This window comes from Methylobacterium mesophilicum, assembly GCF_022179445.1.
Classification (GTDB): Bacteria; Pseudomonadota; Alphaproteobacteria; order Rhizobiales; family Beijerinckiaceae; genus Methylobacterium; species Methylobacterium mesophilicum.
On sequence record NZ_BPQU01000005.1, the window covers coordinates 163,669 to 189,515 of the forward strand.

Genomic DNA, 25,847 nt, shown 5'->3' on the forward strand with positions numbered 1-25,847 from the left:
GCGGGGCTACGTCTTCATCGAATCGAGGTCGAAGGGGCGCTCAAGCAGATCATCCCAGGTGAAGGGACATTCTGGAGGGAACTCGCCCGGAGGGAGGTGGCACTCATCCGCCGCCCAGTTGCGTGAGATTGTATAGATCTCGTCCCACATCGTGTTGAGATGCGGCTTCAGACCCGGGTTCTTCCGCAGAATTTTCGCGTACCGGAGCCGCTGCTCGCGGATCGCGTAGATCCAGCTCGGCGTGCGTTTCTCCGGCTGCTGATCCCATTTGAGCATGTGCATGATGAGAACGCGCAGAGCGCTTTCCATCTGACTGTATTGCGCGCTCCCCACGTCGCTCAGCTCCTCGGCGATGTTGTCGAGGTCGAGCGCGTCCACCCGGCCGGCGCGGAGCAGCGCCACCTGCTCCTCGACCCAAGTGTAGAGGTCGTCCGCATAGCGCGTCCGCCCGTCGGCATGCGGAGCCGCAGGAGCGTCCTCGCGTGTCGAGGCCGGATGCGCCATGGCGTCCTCCATGCGGTTCAGCTTAAGGCGACGTTCAGTGCGCTTTCGGGCAGTTCCTTGCCGAAGGCGCGCTGGTAGAACTCGGCCACCAGGGTTCGCTCGAGTTCGTCGCACTTGTTCAGGAAGGTCACCCGGAACGCGAAGCCGACATCCTTGAAGATGTCGGCGTTCTCAGCCCAGGTGATCACCGTGCGCGGGCTCATGACGGTGGAGAGGTCGCCGTTCATGAACGCGTTGCGGGTCAGGTCCGCCACGCGCACCATCCGGTTGACGATGTCCCGGCCCTGGTCGCTGCGGTAGTGCAGCGCCTTCGAGAGCACGATGTCGACCTCGCGGTCATGCGGCAGGTAGTTCAGGGTGGTCACGATCGACCAGCGGTCCATCTGGCCCTGATTGATCTGCTGGGTACCGTGATAGAGGCCCGACGTGTCCCCGAGGCCGACTGTGTTGGCGGTGGCGAACAGCCGGAAGGCCGGGTGCGGGCGGATCACGCGCTTCTGGTCGAGCAGCGTCAGCCGGCCCGACAACTCCAGCACGCGCTGGATCACGAACATCACGTCCGGGCGGCCGGCATCGTACTCGTCGAACACCAGGGCGACGTTGTTCTGCAGCGCCCAGGGCAGGATGCCGTCCTGGAAGGCGGTGACCTGCTTGCCGTCCTTGAGGACGATCGCGTCCTTGCCGACGAGGTCGATGCGCGAGACGTGGCTGTCGAGGTTGATCCGGATGCAGGGCCAGTTCAGCCGGGCCGCGACCTGCTCGATATGGGTCGACTTGCCGGTGCCGTGATAGCCCGTGACCATCACGCGGCGGTTGCGCGCGAAGCCGGCCAAGATGGCCAGCGTCGTCTCCCGGTCGAAGATGTAATCCGGATCGAGATCGGGGACGTGCTCCTCGGGTTCGGCATAGGCCGGGACCTTGAGGTCGAGGTCGATGCCGAAGACCTCGCGGACGGAGACGGTGCGGTCGGGCAGCGCGGCGGGCGTGTCGTCAGAGAGCATTCGGAACCTCGTGAGGCGCGGCGGCTCCGGCCCGAAGGAAGGGAGCATCCGCGCGGAAGAACGTCGAGCCGGGCATCCGCCGCGGGGCGGACTCAATCCTTAAACGGCGGCGCGCTGCGGCGCCACCGACCGGCATGAGCCCCATATAGGGTCCGCCCGGCCATTTGCCTTATCCTAGAGCGATCACCGTCGAAGGGGATTCCGGTGCGGCCTCACGGCGCTCCGGAGTGCATCGTTCGTGCCGCCGTCAGCAGAGGCCGGCGGCACGCAAGACGTCGTGGGCGCGGATGATGTCGCGCAGACGCTCCTCGAACGAGCGGTCGCCGCCGTTGGCGTCGGGGTGGAAGCGCTTCACCAGCGCCTTGTACTGCGCCTTGATGGCCGGCCCGTCCGCCCCCTCCTCGAGACCCATGACGTCGAGGGCGCGGCGCACCGTGGCGGTGCGGCGGGGCTTCTCCGGCTCCGGCTGTTTGTTGCGCCGACGTCCGTCGCCGACGCCCGCGCCGCGCAGGATGCCGAGCGGATCGACGTAGGCCCAGTCCCGGGTCGGCTCCTCGGCCGGCTTGCCCTGGCCGGCGGGGTTCACGCCCATGGCCCAGGTCGGGCGGTGCCCGATGATCGCGTCCTTCTGATAGGCCTGGACGGCGGCATCGTTCATGCCGTCGAAGTAGTTATAGCTCGCGTTGTAGGCGCGGACGTGGTCGATGCAGAACCGCCAGTACTGGCCTTCCGCCTTCCGGCCCTTCGGAGCGCGGTGCGGGCCCGGCCGGGTGCAGCCCGGGCTCTCGCACAGGGCCTCGGCCGCGGGCTTCGGCTCGTCGCAGGACGGTTTCCTGATCCGGATGCTGTCGAACAGGCGCGAGTTGAGATCCATGACGGGCCGATTATGAGGGGGCAAACCGGAGACACAAGAGCACCGGGCCTGATGACGCATGCGCGGGATCGGGCTTGACGGATGCCGGCGACGTGAGGTGAGGGCAGGATGACGGACGGGACTGGTGAGGACGGCACCCTTCGGGGCTGGATGGAGGCGAAGCTGCGCGCGGAACTCGCGCCGGCTCACCTCGACGTGATCGACGAATCGCACCTGCATGCGGGCCATTCCGGCGCGCGGCCCGGGGGCGAGACCCATTACCGGCTCGACATCGTCGCGTCGGCGTTCGAGGGCAAGAGCCGCGTAGAGCGGCACCGCCTGGTCAACGCTCTCATGGACGAGGCTTTCGGGCGTGGCCTGCACGCACTGGCGTTGCGCGCCCGGACCCCGGCCGAAGCTGCCTGAAGCCGGACCTCGCCGGTCCGGCGCGGCCCGGGGGCCGGTACGAGGGATATGGCGATCGTGGTTCCGGCGCGCATCCCAGAGATCATGGGTTTCTCGCTCGCGCCGGTGTGTTGGCACACAGGCGGCTGCCAACTGCCGGCCTCGCACCGGGGCGTGGACCGGAGCTCATTATGCCCCTGCGGGTGAACGCGCGGATCGTCATCGCGGACGACGAGATCGAGCTGTCTTTCATGCGCGCCTCCGGGGCGGGCGGACAGAACGTCAATAAGGTCGAGACCGCGGTCCAGTTGCGCTGGTCGGTCCTGGCCTCGCCCTCGGTCGACGAGCGGGTCAGAGCGAACCTGTACAAGCTCGCCGGCCGGCGCCTGACCAAGGACGGCGTCCTGGTCCTGTCCGGGCAGCGGCACAGGACCCAGGAGCGCAACAGGGCGGACGTGCTGCAACGGCTGGTCGATCTCGTCACCGAGGCGGCCAAGCCGCCGCCGCCCATCCGCCGCGCGACCAAGCCCACGAAGGGCTCGAAGGAGCGGCGCATCGGAGCCAAGAAGAGCCGCGCCGTGGTCAAACAGGGGCGCGGCAGCTACCGGGATTCCGAGGGCTGAGCCGGCCCGCTTCCAGCTCGGATAAGCTGCCGAGCCGGCTCTACGTCCCTGATGTGACGCGCTCGCTCACGCCGAGCGAGCCTCCGCTTCCGCGGCGAGCGACCTAGTGAATCGCGTCGATCACCTCCGCTTTCGGGCTCGCGTCGGGGGCGGGCGACGAGCCGGCGACCAGGGTGCTGCCGGGCTTGGCGATGGTGAGCGCGATCGCGATCAGCGCCAGGATGGCAGCGAGGCCGGCGGGGAACAGGAAGGCGGATTCGCCGTAGCGGAGATCGAGCAGGCCACCCAGCACCGCGCCGGTGCTGAGACCGGCCCAGAGCGGTGCCTGGATCCAGAACGACGGGGCCACCGTGCCGAGCAGCAGGTTGGCGCAGCCCGTCCCGAATCGCACCACCGCCCCGGTCACGTAGGTCAGCGCCAGCGACCGGCCGCCCTCGTCCTGGAGGGTCGCGTTCTGCAGGCCCAGGGCCAGCACGATCGGGTAGGCGTGCAGCGGATAGGCGAAGGTGCCCCAGGGCATCAGCAGGCCGCCCGCGAGCAGCAGCGCCTGGAGCGTCAGCAGGACGGCCAGCCGCCAGCGGCCGACCCAGGCGGCGATCAGAGTGCCCAGGAAGGCGCCGAAGCAGAACAGGCTGATCGTGCTGGCGACCCGGGTGACGTTCTCCCAGTCGCCGTTGGACACCGCCACGCCGAAGCGGGTCGTGTTGCCCGACATGAACGACATGAACAGCTGCGAGAATTCCAGGAAGCCGATGGAATCGGCGCATCCTGCCAGCATGGCCAGCGCGATGGCGAAGGAGATGCGCGTCCGGGGATCCGCCGGAAAAGACCGGTCCGCTGGCAGGTCGGGCTTGCGCTCCGGTGCGCGCCCATCATCCCTGCCGCCGAAATCCGCCATGCCAATCCCCGATCCCATCGCCGCCTGTCGTGCGGCCGACAGACAATGGACGAACAGCCAAGCAGTTTCATGCCGGGGGAATCATTGGCGTGTGCGGTGCAGCACGACGACCCGGCCCGGCACCGGCCGGCCGCCTTCGCGCCGCACATCGGCTTCGTGCAGCCGTAAGACCTCCAGGCCTGCGCCGGAGGCCGCCGCGGTGACGTGGGCGTGGGCGTGGGCGTAGCGCCCGTCCGCGCCCAGGAGGCCGCCGTCGCCGTCATGAGACTGCACCGTGAAGGCGGCCAGGCCCCTGGGCCGAAGCACGCGAGCGACCTGCTTCAGCACAGGCGCGAGATCCGCCACGTAGATCAGCACGTCCGCCGCCAGGCAGAGGTCGGCGGAGTCCGACGGCTCGGCCGCCAGGAAGGCCGCCAGGTCACCCTCGGCCAGACGGTCGTAGAGCGGGAGGCCGCGCTGCATCTTGGTCCGCGCCACCGCCAGCATGCCGGGCGACAGATCCACCCCGGTGAGGTGCCCGACCCGGTCACGGATCGCCGCGCCCATCAGGCCTGTGCCGCAGCCGAGATCGAGCGCCACGTCGAACCGCTCAGGGTCCGGCGGCAGGGCATCGTGGAGCAGTTGTGGGCCGACATAGCCCAGCCCGTCCACGAGGTGGCGCTCGAAGCGCGGGGCGTAGCCGTCGAACAGGGCCCGGACATAGGCCGGCGACAGGGCCGGCAGGCCGCCGCCTTCCCCCAAGCGGACGAGGTGCGCCCGCACGCCGAGGGTATCGTCGGGGTCGATGTCGAGGGCACAGGCATAGGCCCGGGTCGCGGCCGCCCTCAGGGCCGGGTCGTCGCCCCCGACGGCCAGCCCTTCCCGGGCACGGCCCAGCACCAGCCAGGCCGGCGCGTAGCGGGGTGCGATCTCCAGCGCCTGCTCGGCGAGGTCGGCGGCCCCGGCATGGTCGCCATCCGCCAGGCAGGCCTCGGCGTAGCGATAGCGGCGGTCGGCGAGGAGGTCGCCGGAACTGTGTTGCGTGGCCATGCGTCTGCCGGGTCGGAGGCGCCTATATACCGGGGCCACCGGCGGACTCCACCGGCAGCAGCGGACCCGATGCCGACACGCGCGAGCGATCTCCTCACCCTGACCCGAGAGGGCCTCTACTGTCCGCTCGGCGGCTTCCACGTCGATCCGACCTGGCCTGTCGAGCGCGCGCTGATCACCCACGGCCATGCCGACCATGCCCGGGCCGGCCATGGCCACGTGCTGGCGACGCCGGAAACCCTGCGGATCATGGCGGTGCGCTACGGCGAGGATTTCTGCCGCCAGCGCCAGGAGGCCCGGCTCGGCGAGGCCTTGCGCGTCGGCGACGTCACGGTGCGCTACGCCCCCGCCGGGCACGTGCTCGGTTCCGCCCAGATCGCCATCGAACGGGACGGCGTCCGCGTCGTGGTGTCGGGCGACTACAAGCGGGCGCCGGACCCGACCTGCCTGCCGTTCGAGGTGGTGCCCTGCGACGTGTTCATCACCGAGGCGACCTTCGGCCTGCCGGTCTTCACGCATCCGGACACGCGGGACGAGGTCCGCAAGCTGATGGCCTCCGTGGCCCTGTTCCCGGAGCGCGCCCACATCGTCGGCGCCTACGCGCTGGGCAAGGCGCAACGGGTGATGGCGCTGCTGCGCGAGGAGGGCTGGGACCGGCCGATCCACCTGCACGGCGCGATGGAGAAGCTGACCGAGCTGTACAAGCGCGAGGGCATCCCCCTGGGCGATACCCCGAAGGTCGTGGCCGCCGACCGCAAGGACCTTCACGGGGCCATCGTGATCTGTCCGCCCAGCGCGATGCAGGACCTGTGGTCGCGCAAGTTTCCCGACCCGGTGACCTGCTTCGCGTCCGGCTGGATGCGGGTCCGCGCCCGCGCGCGCCAGAAGGGCGTCGAGCTGCCGCTGGTCATCTCCGACCATTCGGACTGGCCGGACCTGTGCCGTACGATCCGGGACACCGGCGCCGGGGAGGTCTGGGTCACCCACGGCCAGGAGGATGCGCTGGTCCATTGGTGCGGGACGCAAGGGATCAAGGCCAAGCCGCTGCACCTGCTGGGGTACGGCGACGACGGTGAGGCGGAGCCGGCCCCCGCAGGCGTCGCCGAGCCGGAGGTGGCCGCGTGAACGACTTCGCCCACCTCCTCGACCGCCTCGCCTACGAGCCGCGCCGCAACGCCAAGCTGCGCCTGCTCCAGGACTTTTTCGCGCGCACGCCGGATCCGGAGCGCGGCTACGCGCTGGGCGCCATGACCGGCACGCTGAACTTTCGCGAAGCCAAGCCGGCCCTGATACGCGGCTTGGTGGAGGCGCGCATCGACCCGGTGCTGTTCCGGCTGTCGCACAACTACGTCGGCGATCTCGCCGAGACCACGGCGCTGATCTGGCCGGTGCCGCGGGATCTCCCTCCCCCCTCTGCGGGGGAGGGTGGCCCCCGAAGGGGGTCGGGAGAGGGGCAGCGCGACGATTCTGAATATGAGGTCCGTCGCAACTCTTCCGGCAGCGGCGCTCCCCTCTCCCGACCCGACCTCACGGCCGGCCCACCCTCCCCCGCAGTGGGGGGAGGGGAGGCGCCCGCTGGTCTCGGTCATAACAATCCGCCTCCGCCGAGCTTGGCCGAGGTCGTCGAAACGCTCAGCACCATCCCGAAGAAAGACCTGTCCCGCCACCTCGCCGAATGGCTCGACGCCCTCGACGAGACCGGGCGCTGGGCGCTCCTGAAGCTCGTTACCGGCAACCTGCGCGTCGGCGTCTCGGCGCGGCTCGCCAAGACCGCGGTCGGCGCGCTGGGCGGCCACGAGGCGGATGCCGTGGAGGAGGTCTGGCACGGGCTGACGCCGCCGTTCGAGACCCTGTTCGCCTGGGTCGAGGGGCGGGCCGAGCGGCCCGAGACCCTCAACCCGGCACCGTTCCGACCGCCGATGCTGTCGCATCCGATCGAGGAGGAGGCCGATCTCGAGAAGCTCGAAGCGGAGGCCTTTTCCGCCGAGTGGAAGTGGGACGGCATCCGTGTCCAGCTCGTCGGCGGGCGCGACCGGGCGGGCGTGCAGGTCGCGAAGGTCTATTCCCGCACCGGCGAGGACATCACCGGGGCGTTCCCCGACCTCGCCGAGGCGATCGGCTTCACGGGGACACTCGACGGCGAGTTACTGATCCTGCGCGAGCGCCGGGTCCAGAGCTTCAACGTCCTGCAGCAGCGCCTGAACCGGAAGGCCGTGACGGCCAAGCTCCTGGAAGAGTTCCCGGCCCATGTCCGGGCTTACGACCTCCTGACGCTGGACGGCGACGACCTGCGGGCCGAGCCGTTCGCGACCCGCCGGGAGAAGCTGGAGGCGCTGGTCACACGCCTCGACCACGCGCGGATCGACATCTCGCCGCTGGTCCCGTTCGCGGATTGGGAGGCGCTCGCCGCCGCCCGGGCCGATCCGGCCTCGGTGGGGGCCGGCGAGGACGCGGACGCGATCGAGGGCGTGATGCTCAAGCGCCGCAACAGCCCCTACCTGCCGGGCCGCCCAAAGGGCCCCTGGTGGAAGTGGAAGCGCGAGCCCCATGTCGTCGATGCCGTGATGATGTACGCGCAGCGCGGTCACGGGAAGCGCTCGTCGTTCTACTCGGACTACACGTTCGGGGTCTGGCGGGAGGCCCCCGAGGGGGGGGACGAGCTGGTGCCGGTGGGCAAGGCCTATCACGGCTTCACGGACGCGGAACTCGCCAAGCTCGACCGCTACGTCCGCAACAACACCACCAAGCGGTTCGGTCCGGTCCGCGAGGTCACCCATGGGCCTGAGGCCGGGCTCGTTTTGGAAATCGCCTTCGAGGGCGTCCAGCGCTCGACCCGGCACAAGTCCGGCGTGGCGATGCGCTTCCCCCGGGTCAGCCGGATCCGTTGGGACAAGCCCGCCGCCGAGGCCGACCGGATCGACGTGCTGGAGCGGATCCTGGCCCGCGGCGAGCGCGAGATCGCGCCCGGGGCAACGTTGATGGAGTCGGGGACATGAAGCAGGGGAAGATCGGTCCGGTCGAGCCGCTGGCCTCCGGCGCGGTGGAGCGCCATGCGAGCGGCCGCCTGACCATCGCGACTCCGGGACAGGGCTTCACGGACTTCACCGGCGCGGTCGCGGAGTTCGTGAGTGGCAGCGGGATCCGGGACGGGCTCGTCACGGTATTCTGCCGGCACACCTCGGCTTCCCTGACCATCCAGGAGAATGCCGACCCGGACGTGCAGACCGACCTGATGTCGGCCCTCGACGGCTTCGCGCCACGCGGCACGCCCTACGTCCACGGCGCCGAGGGGCCGGACGACATGCCGGCCCACATCCGCACGCTGGTCACCGATTCGGCCCTGAGCATCCCGCTGGTCGAGGGGCGTCTGGCCCTGGGCACCTGGCAGGGGATCTACCTGATCGAGCACCGCGACCGGCCGCATCGGCGGGAGATCGTCGTGAGCGTGATCGGCGCTTGAATCGGGGCGCTTGGTCCGGCGCACGCAGCAACATTCGCTGACACACCGCCGCTTAACCCTGCTGCGGGCAAAAACTTCTTGGGATCTGCTTCTGCGCCGGTCTCGCGAAGGGGGGACTCCGATGGGCTTGTTCGACGCGCTCTCGAATTCGGTGTCCGGCGCCTCGGCGCAGTCCCTGGCGCTCAACAACATCTCCGGGAACATCGCCAACACCCAGACCGCGGGATACAAGACCACCGAGACGAGTTTCGCCGACATGCTGGCCCAGACCACCGCCAAGGCGCAATCGAGCGGCGGCGTCGCGACCAGCACGCGCAACACCCTGGGGCTCCAGGGTACGATCCAGTCCACCGGGGTCGCGACCAACCTCGCCATCTCGGGGAACGGCTACTTCGTGGTCCGGTCGAACACCGGCACGCCGCAGAGTCCGAGCTTCACCGGCGAGACCGGCTATACCCGCCGCGGCGATTTCGACCCGGATGCGAACGGCTACCTGGTCAACGGCGCGGGTTATTACCTGTTCGCCGGCCCGGCGGCGACCGCGCCCGTACAGGTTCCAACCGGGACCGACACCCTGGCGAGCCTCACGGTCTCGCCCGCGGGCACCCTCACCGGTACGGGCGCGGACGGCGGCACCGTGCCGCTCGGCTCGTTGACGCTGGCGCAGTTCGGCGGACAGGACAACCTGACCTCCCTCGACGGCGGCACCTACGTGGCCAACGGCCAGTCCGGCGCGCCGAGCTTCGGGTTCGCGGGCGCGACCATCGCGGCCGGCTCGGTGGAGCAGTCGAATGCCGGCATCTCGGACCAGTTCTCGAAGATGATCGAGACCCAGCAGGCCTACACGGCCAACACGAAGGTCATGAGCGCCGCCGACCAGATGCTGCAGGACGCCATCGCGATGGATGTGTGAGGCTCGAGGGCGCGCCTTACAGGAACTTCAGCGGGTCGGTCTCGGGCGGGGGCGGGGCCACGTCGTTGCGGTTCCACCAGCCGCCGCCGAGCGCCACGAACAACGCCGCGCTGTCGCCGTACTGGGTGGCGCGGGCGGCCGCCGAGGTGACCAGCGCCGAGAGGTAGCCCTGCTGGGCGATCAGCACCTGCGTCGAGGTGACGGCGCCGGCCGTGTATTGCTTGCGGATCAGCCCGAGGCTCTGGTTGGTCGCGCTCACCGCGGCATCGGCGGCGGCCACCGCCTTGGCGTCGGCCTGGAGCGCCCGCAGGGCGTCCGCCACGTTCTGGAACGCGGTGATCACCGTCGCCTTGTACTGCGCCTGTGCCTGGGTCAGCGTCTCCTCCGCTGCCCGCTGGCGCCGGAACAGGGTGCCGGCGTCGAAGATCGGCGCCGTCGCCTGTCCGATGATCGTGAAGAACGCCGCGCCGGGATTGGCGACCTGGGCGAGCCGCACGGCGCTGGAACCGCCCGTGGCGGTCAGGCTGAATTGCGGCAGGCGGTTGGCCACGGCGACGCCGACGCTGGCGCTCGCCTGCTGCACCAGGGCCTCGGCCGCCTTCACGTCGGGGCGCTGCTGCACGAGGCGCGAGGGCAGGCTCACCGGCAGCTTGGTCGGCAGCCGCAGGGCCGACAGCTGGAAGGTCTCCGCGATCTCGTCGGAGGGCAGGCGCCCGGCCAGCGCCGTGAGGAGGTTGCGCTGCTGCGCCAGCTGCTTCTCGAGCGGCGGCAGCAATTGCTGCGACAGGGCCAGGGCGGCCTGCTGCTGGACCACGTCGGCCCCGGCGATCTGGCCGAGCGAGAGCTGCTTGTTGAACAGCTGCAGCACCTCGGTCTGCGCCTGGATCACCTTGCGGGTGGCGTCGATCTGCGCCCGCAGCGCCGCCTCTTGGATGGCGGCGGCGACGACGTTGCCGGTGAGGCTGAGATAGGCCGCCTCCAGCTGGAAGCGCTGGTTCTCGGTCGTCGCCTCCAGGGACTCGATCTGGCGCCGGTTCCCCCCGAACACGTCGGGATTGTACGCGACCACCGCCTGCGGGGTGGACAGGCTGTAGAGGTACCGGCTCTCGTTGTTGAGCGGCGATTGCAGGTCGAGGCCCGGCGCCAGGATGCCCTGCGCCTGCGGGGTGGCGGTCAGGCTCGGATAGAGCGTGCCCTTCTGGGCCAGCACGTTCTGCTGCGCGATCCGGAGCGAGGCCTGCGCGGCCTCCAGGGTCGGGTTGTTCGCCAGCGCCTGCTCGACCAGCTGGTTCAGCGCCTTCGAATGGAACAGCGTCCACCATTGGCCGGGAATGTCGGCGCCGGAAACGAAGCTCTGGTCCGCCGATCCGCCCTGGCGGGTGCGGATGTTGTCGGCGGCCGAGGGATTCTGGAGCGGCTCCCGGGTGTAGCGGCCGACCGGGGGCGCCTCGGGCGGCACGAAGTTCGGGCCGACCGCACAAGCCGACAGGGACAAAGCCGATAGGGACACGGCCGCCGCCAGCATGATGGCCGCACGACCGCACCGATTCGGCGCCAACGCCACCATCATGCCCCCGAAACCCCTCCCTCGGTAGAGCGTCCCCGCGGACGACCAAGTCAATCCGACGGTGCCGCGATCCTGTGCGCCGGAGCCGCGCTGTGGCGCCCGGGCCACGTGACGATGCCCGGCACGCGTCGCTCTCGCCCGGCTCATGCCGCCACCCGGTGCCCGGTCACGGCCCGCCCGTTCGGATTCGGGTGCCGCCGCGAGAACAGCGAGATCAGCACCGGCACCACCACCAGGATCAGGTTGGGCGCCAGGATGATGCCGCCGACCACCACCAGGGCCAGCGGCTTCTGCACCTGCGAGCCGATGCCCGTGGAGATCGCCGCCGGCAGCAGGCCGACGCAGGCGGCCACGCAGGTCATCATCACCGGGCGCATCCGCACGATCGCGGCGTTCCACACCGCGTCCTTGCGCTGCCAGCCCTCGTCGAGCAACTGGTTGTAATAGGCCAGGAGGATCACGCCCTCCATGGTCGAGATGCCGAACAGGGCGATGAAGCCGATCGCCGCCGAGATCGAGAACGGCGTGCCGGTCAGCGCCAGCGCGAAGATGCCGCCGATCATCGCCATCGGGATCACCGACAGGGTCAGCAGCATGTCCGCCACGGACGAGAAATTGATGAACAGCAGGAGCGCGATCAGCACCAGGGTGACCGGCACGACCAGGCTGAGCCGGGTCGCGGCGTCCTTCAGGTTGGTGAACTGCCCGACCCACTCCATCCGGTAGCCCGGCGGCAGGTCCACCGCCTCGGCGACCTTGCGCTGCGCCTCGATCACCGCGCTGCCGAGGTCGCGCCCGCGCACCGAGAACTTCACCGGGATGTAGCGCTCCTGGTCCTCGCGGTAGATGAACGAGGCGCCCGAGACGAGGTCGACGTCGGCGATCTCGGAGAGCGGCACCTGGATCACGCCGCCGTTAGGGTTCTGGGCCCCCACCGCGATGTTGCGGATGCCGGCCAGCGACGAGCGGTACTCCTTGGCCAGCCGCACCCGCATGGAGAAGTGCCGGTCGGAACCGTACTCGTAGAGGTCGCCCGCGGTCTGGCCGCCGATCGCCGCCTGGATCGTGGTGTTCACGTCGCCGATCGACAGGCCGTAGCGGGCGGCCTTGTGGCGGTCGACGTCGATCCGCACGGTCGGCTGGCCCAGCGATTCGAACACCGCAAGGTCGCTGATGCCGGGCACGGAGGCCAGCGCCGCCTTGACCGCGTTGGCGGTCTTGGTGAGCTGGGCGAGGTCGCTGCCGTAGATCTTGACCGAGTTCTCGCCCTTCACGCCCGAGGCGGCCTCCTGGACGTTGTCCTCGATATATTGCGAGAAGTTGAACTCGATCCCCGGAAACTCGGCTTCGAGCTTCTTGCTCAGGTCGTGGATCAGGCTGTCCTTGTCGAGGCCCTTGCGCCATTGGTCGATCGGCTTGAGCGGCGCCAGGATCTCGACGTTGAAGAACCCGGTGGCGTCGGTGCCGTCGTTGGGCCGGCCCTGGTGCGAGATCACCGTGACGACCTCCGGGACCTCCTGGAAGATCTTGCGCAGGCGCTGGACGTAGTCGTTGCCGGCCTCCAGCGAGATCGAGGACGGCATGGTGCCGCGCACGTAGAGGTTGCCCTCTTCGAGCCGGGGCAGGAATTCGAGTCCAAGGTTCCGGGCGGCCAGCCCCGAGGCCAGCAGCACCACCAGCATCACCGAGAGTGCCAGCACCCGGTTCTTGAGGCCGAAGGCCAGGATGCGCTCGTGCCCGGCGCGCAGGAACCGCACGATCAGGGTGTCGCGCTCCTCGAGCTTCTTCGGCAGGATCAGCGCCGAGAGGGCCGGCGAGACCGTGAACGTCGCCAGCAGGCCGCCGACCAGGGCGTAGGCGTAGGTCTTGGCCATCGGCCCGAAGATGTGACCCTCGACGCCGCTCATCGTGAACAGCGGCAGGAAGCCGACGATGATGATGATCGCCGAGAAGAAGATCGCCCGGTTCACCTCGACGCCGGCGATCGCGATGATGCCGAGCCGGCCTTCGAGCCCCCCTGGCGCCTCCTGACCCTCGGAATGCTCGGGCTCGGCGAGGTGCCGGAACACGTTCTCGACCATGATCACCGTCGCGTCGACGATCAGGCCGAAATCGATCGCGCCGAGTGACAGGAGGTTGGCCGAATCGCCCCGGACCACCAGGATCAGGATCGCGAAGCCGAGCGCGAACGGGATCGTGGCCGCCACGATGATCGCGCTGGTGAGCGACCCGAGGAACAACCACTGCACGATGAACACCAGCACCACCCCGAAGACGAGGTTGTGCATCACCGTATGGGTCGTGGTGTGGATCAGCCCCGACCGGTCGTAGATCCGCTCGATCTTCACGTCGGGCGGCAGGATCGTCGAGGCGTTGATCTTGTCGATCTCCGCCTCGACCCGCTGCAGCGTCGGCAGGCTCTGGCCGCCGCGGCTCATCAGAACGATGCCCTCGACCACGTCGGACTGGTCGTCGTGGCCGACGATGCCGAGCCGCGGGGCGTTCGACACGCGCACCTCCGCCACGTCCCGCACCAGCACCGGCGTGCCGTTGACGAGGCTGATCATCGTGTCCCGGATGTCGTCCATGTCGCGGATCAGGCCGATGCCGCGCACCACCGCGGATTGCTGGCCGACATTCAGGGTCTGCCCGCCGACGTTGATCGAGGCGTTGTTCAGCGCCGTGGTCAGCTGGACCAGGGTCAGGCCCTGGGCCTGGAGGCGGTTCAGGTCGACCGCGACCTCGTATTCCTTGGCCTTGCCGCCGAACGCGGTCACGTCGGTGACGCCCGGGATCGCCTTGAACCGCCGCTGCAGCACCCAATCCTGCAGGGTCTTCATGTCCATGGGCGAGTAGCCCGCCGGGCCGACCAGCTTGTAGCGCATGATCTCGCCCACCGGGCTCGTCGGCGAGATCTGCGGCGTGGCGCCGTTGGGCAGGGCCGGGGCCTGCGACAGGCGGTTGAGCACCCGCTGCAGCGCCTGTTCGTACGTGTACTCGTAGTTGAACTGGACCTTCACGTCGGACAGGCCGAACAGCGAGATCGTGCGCACCACCTGAGCGTTGGGGATGCCGGCGAGCGCCACCTCCAGGGGGATGGTGATGTAGCGCTCGATCTCGTCGGCGGATTGTCCCGGGTTCTGGGTGATCACGTCGACGAGCGGCGGCACCGGGTCGGGATAGGCCTCGATGTTGAGCTGGGTATAGGCGCCGTAGCCGATGCCGAGCATCACCACGAACAGCAGCACGACCAGCACGCGCTGGCGCAGCGAGAAGACGATCAGGCTGTTCATCGCCCGGGTTCCCGCTCAGGACGCCTTGTCGCCGGTGGCCGCCCGGTCGATGAACAGGGCCCCCCGGGTCACGATCTGCTCGCCCGCATGCAGGCCGTCGACGACCTGGGCGCTGTCGCCGTTGATCACGCCGAGCTTGATGTCGCGCGCCTCGACGGCGCCGTCCTGGCGGGCCACCCAGACATGGGTGCGGTCGCCCTCGTACACGATCGCGGCGACCGGCACGCTCGGGCTCGGCTCGCCCTTGCCGGTGATGATCGTGTAGGTGGCGAACATCTCCGGACGCAGCACCCGGTCCGGGTTGTCGACCTCGCTGCGCACCGCGAGTCGCCGCGTCGCCGGGTCCAGGCTTGCGGCCATGTAGTTGACCCGGGCCTTGAACACCCGCGCCCCGAAGCCCGCCACCTTCGCCTCGACCTCCTGGCCGATGCGGATCTTCGGGATCTCGCTCTCGCGCACGTTGGCGACGAGCCACACCGTGGACAGGTCGCCGATCACGAAGACCGGGTCGCTGGAGGCGGAGAGGAACTGCCCGGTGCCGACCTTGCGCTGGACGATGGTGCCGGCGATCGGCGCCCGGATCTGGGTCTCGGGGCTGAGGCGGCCGTTCTTCTCGTAGGCGACGATCTCGGCGTCGGACTTGCCCAGGAGCCGCAGCCGGTTCCGCACGGCGTCCAGGGACGCCTCCGCGGTCTTCAGGTCGCTCTGGGCGGCGATGACGTCGTTCTGCGCGGACTGGTAGTCCTTCAGCGCCACCGCGTGGGCCTGGAACAGTTCCTGCTGGCGCGCCGCGATGGTCTGGTCGAGCTTCAGCAGGGCCTGCTGCTTCTGGAGATTGTTCAGGGCGGCCTGATAGTCGTTCTGCGCCTGGACCATATCGGTGGCCTCCAGCGTCAGCAGCACGTCGCCGGCCTTCACGTCGTCGCCCGCCCGGGCCAGCACCTTGGTCACCCGACCCGCGTAGGGCGAGACCACCGGCACGTTGTCGTCGTCGTTGAGCGCGATGCGCCCCTCCGCGGAGCCCTCGGGGCGGAACACCTGGGTCGCCACGGGCAGGATCTCGAACGCGGCGCGCTGTTCCTTGCTCGGCCGGAACACCCGCTCCACCGTCCCGGCCTTCTCGGCCTCGATCCCCGCATCCGGGTTGCCCGATCCGAACAGCCCGGCGACGACGCCCGAGACGGCCTCGCGGGCGCGGTCCGAGACGGCCAGCGCCAGCCCGCCCGCGACCGCGACCAGCACGACGACGATCAGGGGCCAGGGCGTGCGGCGCCGGCGCGCGGATGCGGCGCGGGCCTCATCCTGGTCCAGAGGATTGCGGGCGTCCATGCGGTTGGTCTTCTGGGGCCGGGCGAGGGACCGGGATGGCGATGAGGACAGGCTTCGGCCCAGACCCCGGCCGTTTCATGGTGATCGGAGTCGCTTGTCGAGGCGTGCCGTCCGGGCGGACCCGAACTGCACCATGTGCCTAGAGCAAAGCTTGGCTGATCCGCAATCGATCGGGGGGCCGGGTCGCGAAACCGTGTGGCTCCGTCTTCCTTCGCCGGGATTTGTTACAATATGACAACGCTCCCGGGCCACAAGCCCGATCCATCCCGCAGATCCGATCGAAGAATCCGCCATGACCGACATGAGTTCTGCTTCCGCCCCATCGGGTTCTGCCGCCGGCAAGATCCCGGTCACCGTGCTCACCGGCTATCTCGGCGCCGGCAAGACCACGCTGCTCAACCGGATCCTTACGGAAAACCATGGCAAGCGTTACGCCGTGATCGTCAACGAGTTCGGCGAGATCGGTATCGACAACGACCTCGTCGTCGGCGCAGACGAGGAAGTGTTCGAGATGAACAACGGCTGCGTCTGCTGCACCGTGCGCGGCGACCTGATCCGGATCATGGACGGCCTGGTGAAGCGGCGGGGCAAGTTCGACGCGATCATCGTCGAGACAACCGGGCTGGCCGACCCGGCCCCGGTCGCCCAGACCTTCTTCGTCGATCAGGATGTCGGCGACGCCGCCCGCCTCGACGCCGTGGTGACGGTGGCGGACGCCAAGTGGCTGTCCGATCGCCTGAAGGATGCCCCGGAGGCGAAGAACCAGATCGCGTTCGCCGACGTGATCCTGCTCAACAAGAGCGACCTCGTCTCGCCGGAGGATCTGGACCGGGTGGAAGCCGAGATCCGCGGCATCAACCCGCTGGCCAAGCTCCACCGCACCCAGAACTGCGCCGTGCCCCTGGAGGCCGTGCTGGAGCGCAACGCGTTCGACCTCGACCGCATTCTCGAGGTGGAGCCGGATTTCCTGGAGGCGGGCCACCATCACCATCACGATTCCGAGATCCAGTCGGTCTCGGCCAAGATCGACGGCGAGGTCGATCCGGAGAAGTTCATGCCCTGGATCTCGAACCTGACCCAGGTGCAGGGGCCGGACATCCTGCGCTGCAAGGGCATCGTGGCCTTTCCTAACGAGCCGAAGCGCTTCGTTTTCCAGGGCGTGCACATGATCCTCGACGGCGACGTCCAGGGGGATTGGCGCCCGGACGAGAAGCGGGTCTCCCGGGTGGTGTTCATCGGCCGCAACCTCGATCCGGTGGCGATTCGCCAGGAATTCGAAGCCTGCCGGGCCTGATCGAGGGCGGCCCGGCTGGTCCCGGGCGGCGGGTCGCCGGCGCGTCGCGGTTCCGCGCCGTCGGCGGCCTCGGGTTGCCGGCGCAGCGTTCACAGGTACTTGTATAGCGACCGATTGTCGGAGCGATTGTCCTCGATATAGCGTATCTACCTGGCTCGATATCGACGCGGGGGGATTTCGCTATGGTACGTCTACTTCTGACCGCCACCATACTTGCTGGCGGCGCCGCAGCGCTCGTCACGCCGGCCGCAGCCCTGTCCACCAAGGATTGCTCGACCAAGTATCAGGCCGCCAAGCAGGCCGGGACGCTCAACGGCCAGAAATGGAACGACTTCCGCAAGGCGGAATGCGGGGCCGAGGCGACGAACACAACGGCCAACACGGTGCCGAACCCCGTGGCACCCGGTGCGACGAAGCCCGCGGCCCCGGCTCCCGCGCCGCAAGCCCCGGCCGCAAGGCCGACGGCGGCCCCGGCCGGGACGGCCGCCTATCCCTCCGCCGTCGATCCGAAATACGCGAGCGAATCCGCCGGGAAGGCGCGGATGCATACCTGCCTCGACAGCTACAACGCGGCCAAAGCCGCCGGGACGCTGGGCGACGCGAAATGGATCCAGAAGGGTGGCGGCTACTACTCGGTCTGCAACAAGCGGCTGAAGGGCTGACGCAACCCGCGACCCGGGACGGGCTCGCCCGGAGGCGAAGCCCATTCTCAACCATTGGATGGCATGGTTGCCGGATGTGCGGGCCCGCGTAACCGGCCCGCGGAGTCCGCGTATCCATGGCTCAGACAGCAGCGCCCGCAATCCCGGTCCCGTCGGGATTGCCCGCCGGGATCCCGCTCCTCGGGGTCATCCAGGGGCTGGCCAAGGCGCTGTTTGCCGCCTTCATCTTCTTCGCCTGCTTCGCGTTCTCGGAAACCTCGCCCTACGACGCGGTGGCGATCCCCACGATCCTGCTGTGGTTCTGCCTCGGCGTGCGCCTGCACCGTGGGGCGGTGCCGCTGCTCGCGCTGCTGCTGCTCTACCTGGTGGCGATCGTCTCGGCGCTGTTCCCGTACCTGAACGAGGAGTTCCCGGTCACCTGGACGATCCAGCTGATCTACCTCGTGATCACCTGCATGTTTTTCGCGATGTTCTTCTCGGAGGACACGCACGCCCGCATGGAGCTGGCGCTCAAGGCCTACACGGTGAGCTGCGTGTTCTCGGCGGCGCTGGGCATCGTCGGCTACCTGCAATGGCTCGGCATCGAGGACCTGTTCTACAAGTACGACCGGGCGTCGGGCACCTTCCAGGACCCGAACGTGTTCGGCTCGTTCCTGACGCTCGGCGCGCTGTACCTGATGCACGGCCTGCTCACCGGCAGCGCCCGGCGCCCGCTCGTATCGCTGGCCGGCCTGCTGATCATCATGGCCGGCATCTTCCTGTCGTTCTCGCGCGGCTCCTGGGGCGGCAGCGTCGTCGCCGTGCTGCTGATGGTCGGCTCGGTCTATGCCGGCAGCGGCTCCGTCCGGCTGCGCCGCCGCATCGTGCTCCTGACGCTGGCCACCTTGGTGCTCGCGACGATCGCGGTGATCGGCCTCCTGTCGGTCGAGCACGTCCACAAGATGTTCGAGACCCGGGCGGCCCTGACCCAGGACTACGACCAGGGCGAGACCGGCCGTTTCGGCAACCAGGTCCGCGGGTTGGCGATGCTGCTGGAGCGCCCGTTCGGGATGGGGCCGATGCACTGGCGGCTGGTCTTCGGTCTCGAGCCGCACAACTCCTATATCGGGTCCTTCGCCAACGGCGGCTGGCTCGGCGGGGTGGTGTTCCTCGGCCTGGTCCTGGCCACCAGCTTCGTGGGCTTCCGCCTGCTGGTGCGGCCATCGCCGGTCCGGGCACATGCCCAGATCGTCTGGCCGGCCCTGCTGATGTTCTTCCTCCAGGCGTTCCAGATCGACATCGAGAAGTGGCGCCACGTCTACATGATGCTCGGCATGGTCTGGGCGCTCGAAGCCGCGCGGTTACGCATGCCCCGGATCGGCGACATCGGCAGCCCGCGTGATCGCACCGGGATCGCGCGCGGCGTCAGGCCCGCTTGAAACACGGTCGCAGCCGGGTCATCGCTCCTGCGAGGACGCTGGCGATTGCCGAACGGCATATCCGCTCCCGGAGACGGTCGGTGACAGCACACCCGGACGATGAGGCGGCGCGGCTCGCGGCCCTGGACGCCCTCGGCATCGTCGGCACCCCGCCCGAGCCGCATTTCGACGCCGTCTGCCGTACCGCCTGCCGCCTGTTCGGCGTGCGCAGCGCCTTCGTCGGGTTCCTCGGCGACACCCAGCAATGGCTGAAGACGCCCTGCGCCGACGTGCCGACGACGATTTCGCGGGACCAGAGCCTCTGCCAGCACACGATCCGCAGCGACGCCATGCTGATCGTACCCGATGCCCAGGCCGATCCGCGGTTCCGCGATCTCGCCCCGGTCGCTGTCCCGGACGGGATCCGGTTCTATGCCGGCATCCCCTTGAGCCTGGCGCCGGGACTCCGGATCGGCACGTTCTGCCTGATCGACCCGGAGCCCCGGGACGGGCTCTCGGAGGCGGATGCGGCGGCGTTCCGGGATCTCGCCGAGATCGTGATCGCCCATCTGCGGCTCACCGAGGCCGATGTCCGGCGCAGCCACGAAATCGCGCAGGCCGCGATCCGCGAGGCCCTGATCCGGGAGCAGCACCGCGAGATCAACGCCCGGTCCGAGGCCCAGGCGGCGGCCAACCACCAGCTGACCATGGCCGAGCAGCTCGCCAGCGTCGGCAATTGGCGCGTGGACCTCGCCGAAGGCCAGCCGGTCTGGTCGGAGAGCCTGTACGCCATCGCCGGCCGCGATCCGCGGAAGCCGGCGCCGCCGCTCGCCGCCTTCTCGCAGGTCTACCACCCCGACGACCGCGAGCGGTTGGAGGGCATCGTCGCGGATGCCATCGCCCGGGGTGCGAGCTTCGACTTCGAGGCGCGCCTGCTGCGGCCCGACGGCGAAGTGCGCGACGTGGTCGTGCGCGGCGTCTGCCGCGGCGATCGGCCTGTGACCGGCCTGATCGGCGTGCTCATCGACGTGACCGAGCGGCGCCGCGCCGAGGACGACGTCCGCCGCAGCGAGCTGCGCTACCGCGGTCTCGCCGAGACCCTGCCGCTGCTGATCTGGACCATGCGGGTCGGCGACGGCCAGGCGACCTACGCCAACGCTCAGTTCCACGCCTATTACGGGCCGATCGGGCTGGAGCGCGTGGATCGCCTCGCCCGCAACCACCCGGAAGATGCCGCCGCCATGGAGGCGGCCTGGCAGCAGGCGATCGAGACCGGGATCGGCTACGGCGGCCAGTGGCGGATCCGGCGGCACGACGGTGCCTACCGGTGGCACAAGATCTCCCTGATCCCGATCTACCTCGATCCCGACGACGGCAAGGTCGTGGAGTGGCTCGGCACCGCCCTCGACGTCGACGACATCGTCACGGCGCGGCTCGCCGTCGAGGAGGCGCGGGGGCTCCTGGGGATCGCCCTCGACGCCGCCGACGCGGGCACCTGGGACTGGGACATGCGCACGGGGTTCGCCACCCTGAGCCCCGAGAGCGCGCGCATGCACGGCCTGCCCGATACCGGCCGGGCGCACACGATGGCCGCGGCCGACTGGACCGCCCTGGTCCACGCCGAGGATGTCGGCGACGTCTGGAACGAGATCCGCCGCGCCGTGGAATCGTCCTCCGCCTACGTCGCCGAGTTCCGGGTGGGCGAGCGCTGGATCTACGCGCGCGGGCGCACCCTGTTCGGTCCCGAGGGCCAGCCGCAGCGCATGGTCGGGCTCCACCTCGACATCTCCGAGCGCAAGGCCGCCGAGGCCGCCCTGCGGGAAGCCACGCGGGACGCGGAGGCCGCGCGGACCGACGCCGAGCGGGCGAGCGCGGCCAAGAGCGAGTTCCTGGCCGCGATGAGCCACGAGATCCGCACGCCGCTCAACGGCATCCTGGGTTACGCCGACCTGCTCCTCGACGAGAGCGCGATCCGCGACGAGGACCGGCGGCGGCTGGAACTGATCCACAGTTCCGGGGCGGCCCTCCTCACCGTGGTCAACGACATCCTCGACTTCTCGAAGATCGAGGCCGGCGAGCTGACCCTCGACCCGGTCGGGTTCCCGCTGGCCGCGCTCGTGGACAGCACGGTCTCGATCGTGCGCGGCAGTGCGCTCCGGAGCGGATTGCGGATCGAGGCCGAGATCGACCCGGCGCTTCCGCGCGTCGTGGTCGGCGATCCCGGCCGCCTGCGGCAGGTGCTGCTCAACCTGCTCAACAACGCGGTTAAGTTCACCCCCGAGGGCTCGGTGATCGTGACCGTGCGCCGGGAGGGCGAGGGTATCGCGCCCGAGGGCGGTCCCGGCGACGTGGTCCGGTTCGCCGTCACCGATACCGGGATCGGCATCGCGCCGGCGCAGCAGGAGCGCCTGTTCAAGCGCTTCAGCCAGGTCGACGGCTCGATCAGCCGGCGCTTCGGCGGCACCGGCCTCGGCCTCGCGATCTCGCGGCACCTCGTCACGCTGATGGGCGGCGAGATCGGCATGGACAGCCGGGAGGGGGCGGGCTCGACCTTCTGGTTCCGCCTGGTGCTGCCGCGCAGCAATGAGGCCGTCGACGCGCTCCGCCTCGGGACGGCGCCGTCGCCGCCGCGCCCGGCGGGCGAATCCCGGCCGCCTCCGGATGGGCCGTCGCTGCGACTGCTCCTGGTCGAGGACGTGCCGCTCAACCAGGAACTCGCCTGCGCCGTCCTGGAATCGCAGGGCTACACCGTCGAGGTCGCCGGCGATGGCGGCGAGGCGATCACGGCCGTCGGCCTGTCGGTGGCCGAGGGGCGCCCGTACGATCTGGTGCTGATGGACGTGCAGATGCCCGGCGTCGACGGGCTCACCGCCACGCGGCGGATCCGCGCCCTGGCGCCGCCGGCCTGCGACGTCCCGATCGTGGCGATGACCGCCAACGTCCTGCCGGATCAGGTCGCGGAGCTGCGCGAGGCCGGGATGGACGATCATGTCGGCAAGCCGTTCCGCCGGGCCGACCTGTTCGCCACGATCAGCCGCTGGACCGCCCCCGGGGCCCGCCGCCGGGCCCGCCAGGAAACGCCCCGGCGCAATGTTGCCGTCGATCCCGCGGTGCTCGACGCCGCGGTGCTCGCCGAGATGGAGACGAGTTTCGGTACGGATCAGGTCGGCGGGCTGCTGGATCTGCTTGCCAACGAGCTGTCCGAGCGCTTCCGCCCGAGCGAGACCGACCGCCTCCAGATCGCCCACGACGCCCACGCCATGGTGGCGGCGGCCGGGCTCCTCGGTTTCGTCGGGCTGTCGAGCCTGTGCCGCGAGGTCGAGGCCGCCGCCCATGCGGGCGCCGACCTCGTGCCGCTGATCCGGCGCCTGGAGGTGCAGCGGGCCACGACCCTCCGGGCGATCCGCCAATTGCGGGCGGCGTGAACCGGTTCTACGGCTCCTCGGCGTCCGATAGCGGATCGCCGGTCCAAGTGGTCGCGAAGGCCGCGAGCTGGCGGGCATCCGCGAAGGCGGCCACGCTCACGTCGCGCTCGGCCGGCATTGCCCCCGGATAGGGGGCGAGCAGGACCCGCACCCGGGCGAGGCGGCCGCCCGGGGCGTTCGCGTCGATCCAGGCCTGCGCCTCGGGGGTTAGGCGATCCGGGCCGTCGAGGGCGCGGGCGTCGGCGCGCAGCACGACCACGTAGGTGCCGAGGCTCGGATCGGCCTGCTGCACCGCTTTGACGATATCGATCACGGGCTCTCCGCAAAGTCGTTGATCTGAACCTGGGCCTGCGCCGGGGTGAAGTTCGGGATGTCGGCGAAGATCTCCTCGCCGTGGGCCGCCACGGCCTTCTTGAACGCGTCGGCCGACTCGAAGGTCAGCAGCGCCATCACCTGGAACGGGGCCGGGCCGCCGTCCGGGGTGCCGGCACCCTTGACCACCTTCGCTTCGTGGAGGCCCAGCGACGACCAGCGCTCGCGCACCAGCGGCATGTGGTGCCCGAGATAGTAGCCCATGTCGAAGTTCGGGCCGGTCGGATACATCACGCTCACGAGGATCATAGGGCGTCCTTCCTGTTGCGGCCCCCGTGTCGCCGGGGTGCCGGTGGATCCGGGCGCATCATTCCGAGCGGGCGATGCCGGCTTTCGGAAAACGATGATGCCGTGTTGACGGCTTAGAGCATGTTCCGACGACGTTGGCGCCGGTTCGGCTGAGAAAATGCGGCCCCCCTCGAATACCCGCGCGAAATTCATCTGCCCGTGAACGGCTTTTGCTCCGAGAGCGACCGGATCATAAGCACGGTGCTATGATGCCGGCGAGGGCTTCGTTCAAAGCGGTTGTCCCAAACGTCACGCCGGCTGCTGCTTGGCCCGCGGTAAGTCCGGCCGCGACAGGCGCCCGGGCGAACGCGTCGAGCGTGAGGACAGACCGGATCGCTGGCCCCCTTTTTCACTGTTCAGGGATCGATCACGCCGCCACGGCGAGGCGCACACCCAGGGCTTTCAGGACGCGCAACAAGGTGTCCAGCGTCGGATTGCCGTTGTCGCTGAAGGCTTTGTACAGCGCCTCGCGGCTGATGCCCGTCTCGCGGGCCAGTGCCGACATGCCGTGCGAGCGGGCAATCGTGTTCAACGCGCCCAGCAATTCCTCCGGAGTCCCGTCCTCGAGATAGGCATCGAGATAGGCTGCGATGTCGGCCGGGGTTTTCAGGACTTCGGCCGCATCCCAGGGCTTGGTCTCTATCGCCATTGTCAAACCTCCCGCGCCATAGTCTTGGCCCGTTCGATGTCCTGCGCCTGCGAGCCCTTGTCGCCGCCGCACAGCAGGATCACGACGACATCACCGCGCAGAGTGTAATAAACTCGGTATCCCGGCCCGAAAGAGAACCGCAATTCGCTGACGCCATCGCCGACGGACTTGGCATCGCCGAGGTTGCCCTGAGCGATACGGTCGATCCGCTTGGTGATCCGCGCCCGCGCCTGGACATCCCGCAAAGCGTTCAGCCAAGCGATGAATTCGCCGGTGCGGCGCACCTGGAACATGTTAGGTCTCGTGACCCAGAAAGCGGCGGAATGTCAACTATAATTCACATTCCGCCGCCTAGGACGCGTTCGAGATCCACGCGATTCCAGCGACCGTTCGTCCTTCCTCTTGCGGCCCCCGTGTCGCCTGGGTGCCGGTGGACCTCAATGCAGCTTCACCCGTGATTCGGTACGGCGAGTGAGCGCCCGGGCCAGGGCGTCGAGCGCCGTCTTGACGCTGCCGTGCAGGGCACGCTCGTGCATCTTGTAGAGCGAGCGGTACATCATCCGGGCGAACAGTCCGGCGATCAGCATGTTCTTGCCCCGGACGAAGCCCATCAGGCTCCCCACCGTGGAGTATTCCCCGAGCGAGACCAGCGAGCCGAAATCCTTGTACTTGAACGGCTTCAGGGGCTTGCCGTCGATCTTGGCCTGGATCTGGCCGATCAGGTGGCTGGCCTGCTGGTGGGCCGCCTGCGCCCGGGGCGGCACCGGCGTATCCGAGCCGGCCTCGACCAGGTAGGCGCAGTCGCCCATCGCGAAGATGTCCGGGTCGCGGGTGGTCTGCAGGGTCGGGGCGACCACCAGCTGGTTGGTCCGGGTGGTCTCGAGCCCGCCGATGCCCTGCAGGAACGGCGGCGCCTTCACGCCGGCCGCCCAGACCACCAGCTCCGACGGGATGAAGGTGCCGTCGGCCAGCTGCACGCCGTCCGCACGCACCTCTGTCACCCGCGCCTTCACGCGAACGTCCACCCCGATCTTGTTGAGGAGCTGCATCACCTCCACCGAGAGGCGCTGCGGCACCGCCGGCAGGATCCGTTCGGCCGCCTCGACCAGGGTGATCCGGATGTCCTTGCCCGGGTCGATCCGGTCGAGGCCGGTGGCGACAACGTGGCGGAAGGTCCGGTGCAACTCGGCCGCGAGTTCGGTGCCGGTGGCGCCGGCCCCGATCACCGTGACGTGGAGCTGGCCGGGCCGGACCGGGCCGGCCTGCGTGTGGGCCCGCAGGGACGCGTTGACCAGGCGCTGGTGGAAGCGCACCGCTTGGTCCTGGGTGTCCAACGCGATGGCGTGCTCGGCGACGCCCGGCGTCCCGAAATCGTTGGTGGTCGAGCCGACCGCCATCACCAGGGTGTCGTAGGGCACCGAGCGCTCCGGCGTGACCTCGCGGCCCTCGGGATCGTGGCTCGCTGCGAGCCGGATCGTGCGCGCCTCCCGGTCGAGCCCGGTCATGCTGCCGATTCGGTATCGGAACCCATGCTTGTGGGCGTGGTGCAGGTAATCGACCGCGTGGTGGCCGATATCGAGGCTGCCGGCCGCGACCTCGTGGAGCAGCGGCTTCCAGATATGCGTGCGGGCGCGGTCGACCAGGGTGACGTGCGCGCGCTTGCCGCGTCCCAGCTTGTCGCCGAGCTTCGTCACCAACTGGAGCCCGGCGGCCCCGCCGCCGACCACGACGACGCGATGCAGGCCGGACTCGTTCTCGTCGGGTACCATCGACACCCTTTCTCCCCACGGGTCGGGATTGACGCCCCGGCCGGATTAAACGCCTCGGAGGTCCGCTTGCCACATCTGCCGGCCGAGCGCACGCGTGACCAGAGCACGCGCGGGCG

General features: G+C 69.4%; 23 protein-coding genes. 10 read left to right on the top strand and 13 right to left on the bottom strand.

Translation table 11 applies throughout. The annotated features are described in order from the left end of the window. Positions 1-6: 6 nt before the first annotated feature. The 3 genes from MFF40_RS08140 to MFF40_RS08150 form a co-directional block, all read right to left on the bottom strand. Complete coding sequence (locus tag MFF40_RS08140; protein ID WP_147853765.1) at positions 7-504, bottom strand: DUF29 domain-containing protein; 498 nt, start codon at positions 502-504, stop codon at positions 7-9. Positions 505-521: 17 nt separating this feature from the next. Next, positions 522-1,505 carry a cobaltochelatase subunit CobS gene (gene cobS / locus MFF40_RS08145; RefSeq protein WP_147853764.1) on the bottom strand — a complete coding sequence of 328 codons (984 nt, stop codon included), beginning with the start codon at positions 1,503-1,505 and terminating at the stop codon, positions 522-524. Positions 1,506-1,752: 247 nt separating this feature from the next. Beyond that, the gene (locus MFF40_RS08150; RefSeq protein WP_147853763.1) at positions 1,753-2,379 is read right to left on the bottom strand and encodes a J domain-containing protein; all 627 of its coding nucleotides are present in this window, start codon (positions 2,377-2,379) and stop codon (positions 1,753-1,755) included. Between the two features lie 108 nt (positions 2,380-2,487). On the opposite strand from MFF40_RS08150, the gene MFF40_RS08155 reads away from it, so the two are divergent. Both MFF40_RS08155 and arfB read left to right on the top strand, forming a co-directional pair. Continuing rightward, complete coding sequence (locus tag MFF40_RS08155; RefSeq protein WP_147853762.1) at positions 2,488-2,784, top strand: BolA family protein; 297 nt, start codon at positions 2,488-2,490, stop codon at positions 2,782-2,784. Between the two features lie 170 nt (positions 2,785-2,954). Next, the gene (gene arfB, locus MFF40_RS08160) at positions 2,955-3,386 is read left to right on the top strand and encodes an alternative ribosome rescue aminoacyl-tRNA hydrolase ArfB (RefSeq protein WP_147853761.1); all 432 of its coding nucleotides are present in this window, start codon (positions 2,955-2,957) and stop codon (positions 3,384-3,386) included. 103 nt (positions 3,387-3,489) lie between these two features. Here arfB and MFF40_RS08165 read toward each other — a convergent pair whose 3' ends face one another. Beyond that, on the bottom strand, positions 3,490-4,284 hold the full coding sequence (locus MFF40_RS08165) for a YoaK family protein (RefSeq protein WP_147853760.1): 795 nt from the start codon (positions 4,282-4,284) through the stop codon (positions 3,490-3,492). Between the two features lie 81 nt (positions 4,285-4,365). After that, on the bottom strand, positions 4,366-5,313 hold the full coding sequence (locus MFF40_RS08170; RefSeq protein WP_147853759.1) for a class I SAM-dependent DNA methyltransferase: 948 nt from the start codon (positions 5,311-5,313) through the stop codon (positions 4,366-4,368). A gap of 69 nt (positions 5,314-5,382) precedes the next feature. Here MFF40_RS08170 and MFF40_RS08175 point away from each other — a divergent pair, with 69 nt between their 5' ends. The 4 genes from MFF40_RS08175 to MFF40_RS08190 all read left to right on the top strand — a co-directional run bounded on the left by MFF40_RS08175 (position 5,383) and on the right by MFF40_RS08190 (position 9,686). Then, positions 5,383-6,438 (top strand): ligase-associated DNA damage response exonuclease, encoded by a 1,056-nt coding sequence (locus tag MFF40_RS08175; protein ID WP_147853758.1) that lies wholly within the window; start codon positions 5,383-5,385, stop codon positions 6,436-6,438. After that, positions 6,435-8,309, top strand: coding sequence for a cisplatin damage response ATP-dependent DNA ligase (locus MFF40_RS08180; RefSeq protein ID WP_238260137.1), 1,875 nt, complete (start codon positions 6,435-6,437; stop codon positions 8,307-8,309). Before MFF40_RS08175 ends, MFF40_RS08180 begins: the two co-directional genes overlap by 4 nt. After that, on the top strand, positions 8,306-8,773 hold the full coding sequence (locus tag MFF40_RS08185) for a secondary thiamine-phosphate synthase enzyme YjbQ (protein ID WP_147854637.1): 468 nt from the start codon (positions 8,306-8,308) through the stop codon (positions 8,771-8,773). The genes MFF40_RS08180 and MFF40_RS08185 overlap by 4 nt, the downstream gene beginning before the upstream one ends. Before the next feature lie 121 nt (positions 8,774-8,894). Further along, entirely contained in the window at positions 8,895-9,686 is a 792-nt protein-coding gene (locus MFF40_RS08190) for a flagellar hook basal-body protein (protein WP_147854638.1), read from the top strand. A 16-nt stretch (positions 9,687-9,702) separates the two neighbouring features. On the opposite strand, the gene MFF40_RS08195 is transcribed toward MFF40_RS08190, so the two are convergent. The 3 genes from MFF40_RS08195 to MFF40_RS08205 form a co-directional block, all read right to left on the bottom strand. Next, a complete protein-coding gene (locus MFF40_RS08195) occupies positions 9,703-11,253 on the bottom strand; it encodes an efflux transporter outer membrane subunit (protein WP_147854642.1) in 1,551 nt (516 codons plus the stop codon). Positions 11,254-11,396: 143 nt separating this feature from the next. After that, positions 11,397-14,546, bottom strand: coding sequence for an efflux RND transporter permease subunit (locus MFF40_RS08200; RefSeq protein WP_147854639.1), 3,150 nt, complete (start codon positions 14,544-14,546; stop codon positions 11,397-11,399). Positions 14,547-14,561: 15 nt separating this feature from the next. After that, positions 14,562-15,875, bottom strand: a complete 1,314-nt coding sequence (locus MFF40_RS08205; protein ID WP_147854640.1) for an efflux RND transporter periplasmic adaptor subunit — start codon at positions 15,873-15,875, stop codon at positions 14,562-14,564. 292 nt (positions 15,876-16,167) lie between these two features. Between MFF40_RS08205 and MFF40_RS08210 the strand changes: the two genes are divergently transcribed. From MFF40_RS08210 to MFF40_RS08225, 4 genes are all read left to right on the top strand, one after another. Then, positions 16,168-17,169, top strand: coding sequence for a CobW family GTP-binding protein (locus MFF40_RS08210; protein WP_147854641.1), 1,002 nt, complete (start codon positions 16,168-16,170; stop codon positions 17,167-17,169). A gap of 182 nt (positions 17,170-17,351) precedes the next feature. After that, positions 17,352-17,831: a hypothetical protein gene (locus tag MFF40_RS08215; RefSeq protein ID WP_147897905.1), complete on the top strand. Its 480-nt coding sequence runs from the start codon at positions 17,352-17,354 to the stop codon at positions 17,829-17,831. Positions 17,832-17,947: 116 nt separating this feature from the next. Next, positions 17,948-19,249 (top strand): O-antigen ligase family protein, encoded by a 1,302-nt coding sequence (locus tag MFF40_RS08220; RefSeq protein ID WP_238260139.1) that lies wholly within the window; start codon positions 17,948-17,950, stop codon positions 19,247-19,249. Between the two features lie 80 nt (positions 19,250-19,329). Next, the gene (locus MFF40_RS08225; RefSeq protein WP_147897904.1) at positions 19,330-22,653 is read left to right on the top strand and encodes a GAF domain-containing hybrid sensor histidine kinase/response regulator; all 3,324 of its coding nucleotides are present in this window, start codon (positions 19,330-19,332) and stop codon (positions 22,651-22,653) included. Between the two features lie 7 nt (positions 22,654-22,660). Here MFF40_RS08225 and MFF40_RS08230 read toward each other — a convergent pair whose 3' ends face one another. From MFF40_RS08230 to MFF40_RS08250, 5 genes are all read right to left on the bottom strand, one after another. Beyond that, on the bottom strand, positions 22,661-22,966 hold the full coding sequence (locus MFF40_RS08230) for a hypothetical protein (RefSeq protein ID WP_147854438.1): 306 nt from the start codon (positions 22,964-22,966) through the stop codon (positions 22,661-22,663). Further along, complete coding sequence (locus MFF40_RS08235; RefSeq protein WP_147854437.1) at positions 22,963-23,274, bottom strand: EthD family reductase; 312 nt, start codon at positions 23,272-23,274, stop codon at positions 22,963-22,965. The genes MFF40_RS08230 and MFF40_RS08235 overlap by 4 nt, the downstream gene beginning before the upstream one ends. 406 nt (positions 23,275-23,680) lie before the next feature. Continuing rightward, positions 23,681-23,962 (bottom strand): addiction module antidote protein, encoded by a 282-nt coding sequence (locus MFF40_RS08240; protein WP_147854436.1) that lies wholly within the window; start codon positions 23,960-23,962, stop codon positions 23,681-23,683. A 2-nt stretch (positions 23,963-23,964) separates the two neighbouring features. Then, entirely contained in the window at positions 23,965-24,255 is a 291-nt protein-coding gene (locus MFF40_RS08245) for a type II toxin-antitoxin system RelE/ParE family toxin (RefSeq protein ID WP_147897903.1), read from the bottom strand. A 144-nt stretch (positions 24,256-24,399) separates the two neighbouring features. Continuing rightward, positions 24,400-25,731, bottom strand: a complete 1,332-nt coding sequence (locus MFF40_RS08250; RefSeq protein ID WP_147897907.1) for an NAD(P)/FAD-dependent oxidoreductase — start codon at positions 25,729-25,731, stop codon at positions 24,400-24,402. Positions 25,732-25,847: the final 116 nt, after the last annotated feature.

What these genes read in the sequence shown, in the direction of transcription:
- MFF40_RS08140 (WP_147853765.1), bottom strand. Translation starts at nt 504, where the DNA reads ATGGCGCATCCGGCCTCGACACGCGAGGACGCTCCTGCGGCTCCGCAT.
- cobS (WP_147853764.1), bottom strand. Translation starts at nt 1,505, where the DNA reads ATGCTCTCTGACGACACGCCCGCCGCGCTGCCCGACCGCACCGTCTCC.
- MFF40_RS08150 (WP_147853763.1), bottom strand. Translation starts at nt 2,379, where the DNA reads ATGGATCTCAACTCGCGCCTGTTCGACAGCATCCGGATCAGGAAACCG.
- MFF40_RS08155 (WP_147853762.1), top strand. Translation starts at nt 2,488, where the DNA reads ATGACGGACGGGACTGGTGAGGACGGCACCCTTCGGGGCTGGATGGAG.
- arfB (WP_147853761.1), top strand. Translation starts at nt 2,955, where the DNA reads ATGCCCCTGCGGGTGAACGCGCGGATCGTCATCGCGGACGACGAGATC.
- MFF40_RS08165 (WP_147853760.1), bottom strand. Translation starts at nt 4,284, where the DNA reads ATGGCGGATTTCGGCGGCAGGGATGATGGGCGCGCACCGGAGCGCAAG.
- MFF40_RS08170 (WP_147853759.1), bottom strand. Translation starts at nt 5,313, where the DNA reads ATGGCCACGCAACACAGTTCCGGCGACCTCCTCGCCGACCGCCGCTAT.
- MFF40_RS08175 (WP_147853758.1), top strand. Translation starts at nt 5,383, where the DNA reads ATGCCGACACGCGCGAGCGATCTCCTCACCCTGACCCGAGAGGGCCTC.
- MFF40_RS08185 (WP_147854637.1), top strand. Translation starts at nt 8,306, where the DNA reads ATGAAGCAGGGGAAGATCGGTCCGGTCGAGCCGCTGGCCTCCGGCGCG.
- MFF40_RS08190 (WP_147854638.1), top strand. Translation starts at nt 8,895, where the DNA reads ATGGGCTTGTTCGACGCGCTCTCGAATTCGGTGTCCGGCGCCTCGGCG.
- MFF40_RS08195 (WP_147854642.1), bottom strand. Translation starts at nt 11,253, where the DNA reads ATGGTGGCGTTGGCGCCGAATCGGTGCGGTCGTGCGGCCATCATGCTG.
- MFF40_RS08200 (WP_147854639.1), bottom strand. Translation starts at nt 14,546, where the DNA reads ATGAACAGCCTGATCGTCTTCTCGCTGCGCCAGCGCGTGCTGGTCGTG.
- MFF40_RS08205 (WP_147854640.1), bottom strand. Translation starts at nt 15,875, where the DNA reads ATGGACGCCCGCAATCCTCTGGACCAGGATGAGGCCCGCGCCGCATCC.
- MFF40_RS08210 (WP_147854641.1), top strand. Translation starts at nt 16,168, where the DNA reads ATGACCGACATGAGTTCTGCTTCCGCCCCATCGGGTTCTGCCGCCGGC.
- MFF40_RS08215 (WP_147897905.1), top strand. Translation starts at nt 17,352, where the DNA reads ATGGTACGTCTACTTCTGACCGCCACCATACTTGCTGGCGGCGCCGCA.
- MFF40_RS08220 (WP_238260139.1), top strand. Translation starts at nt 17,948, where the DNA reads ATGGCTCAGACAGCAGCGCCCGCAATCCCGGTCCCGTCGGGATTGCCC.
- MFF40_RS08235 (WP_147854437.1), bottom strand. Translation starts at nt 23,274, where the DNA reads ATGATCCTCGTGAGCGTGATGTATCCGACCGGCCCGAACTTCGACATG.
- MFF40_RS08240 (WP_147854436.1), bottom strand. Translation starts at nt 23,962, where the DNA reads ATGGCGATAGAGACCAAGCCCTGGGATGCGGCCGAAGTCCTGAAAACC.
- MFF40_RS08245 (WP_147897903.1), bottom strand. Translation starts at nt 24,255, where the DNA reads ATGTTCCAGGTGCGCCGCACCGGCGAATTCATCGCTTGGCTGAACGCT.
- MFF40_RS08250 (WP_147897907.1), bottom strand. Translation starts at nt 25,731, where the DNA reads ATGGTACCCGACGAGAACGAGTCCGGCCTGCATCGCGTCGTCGTGGTC.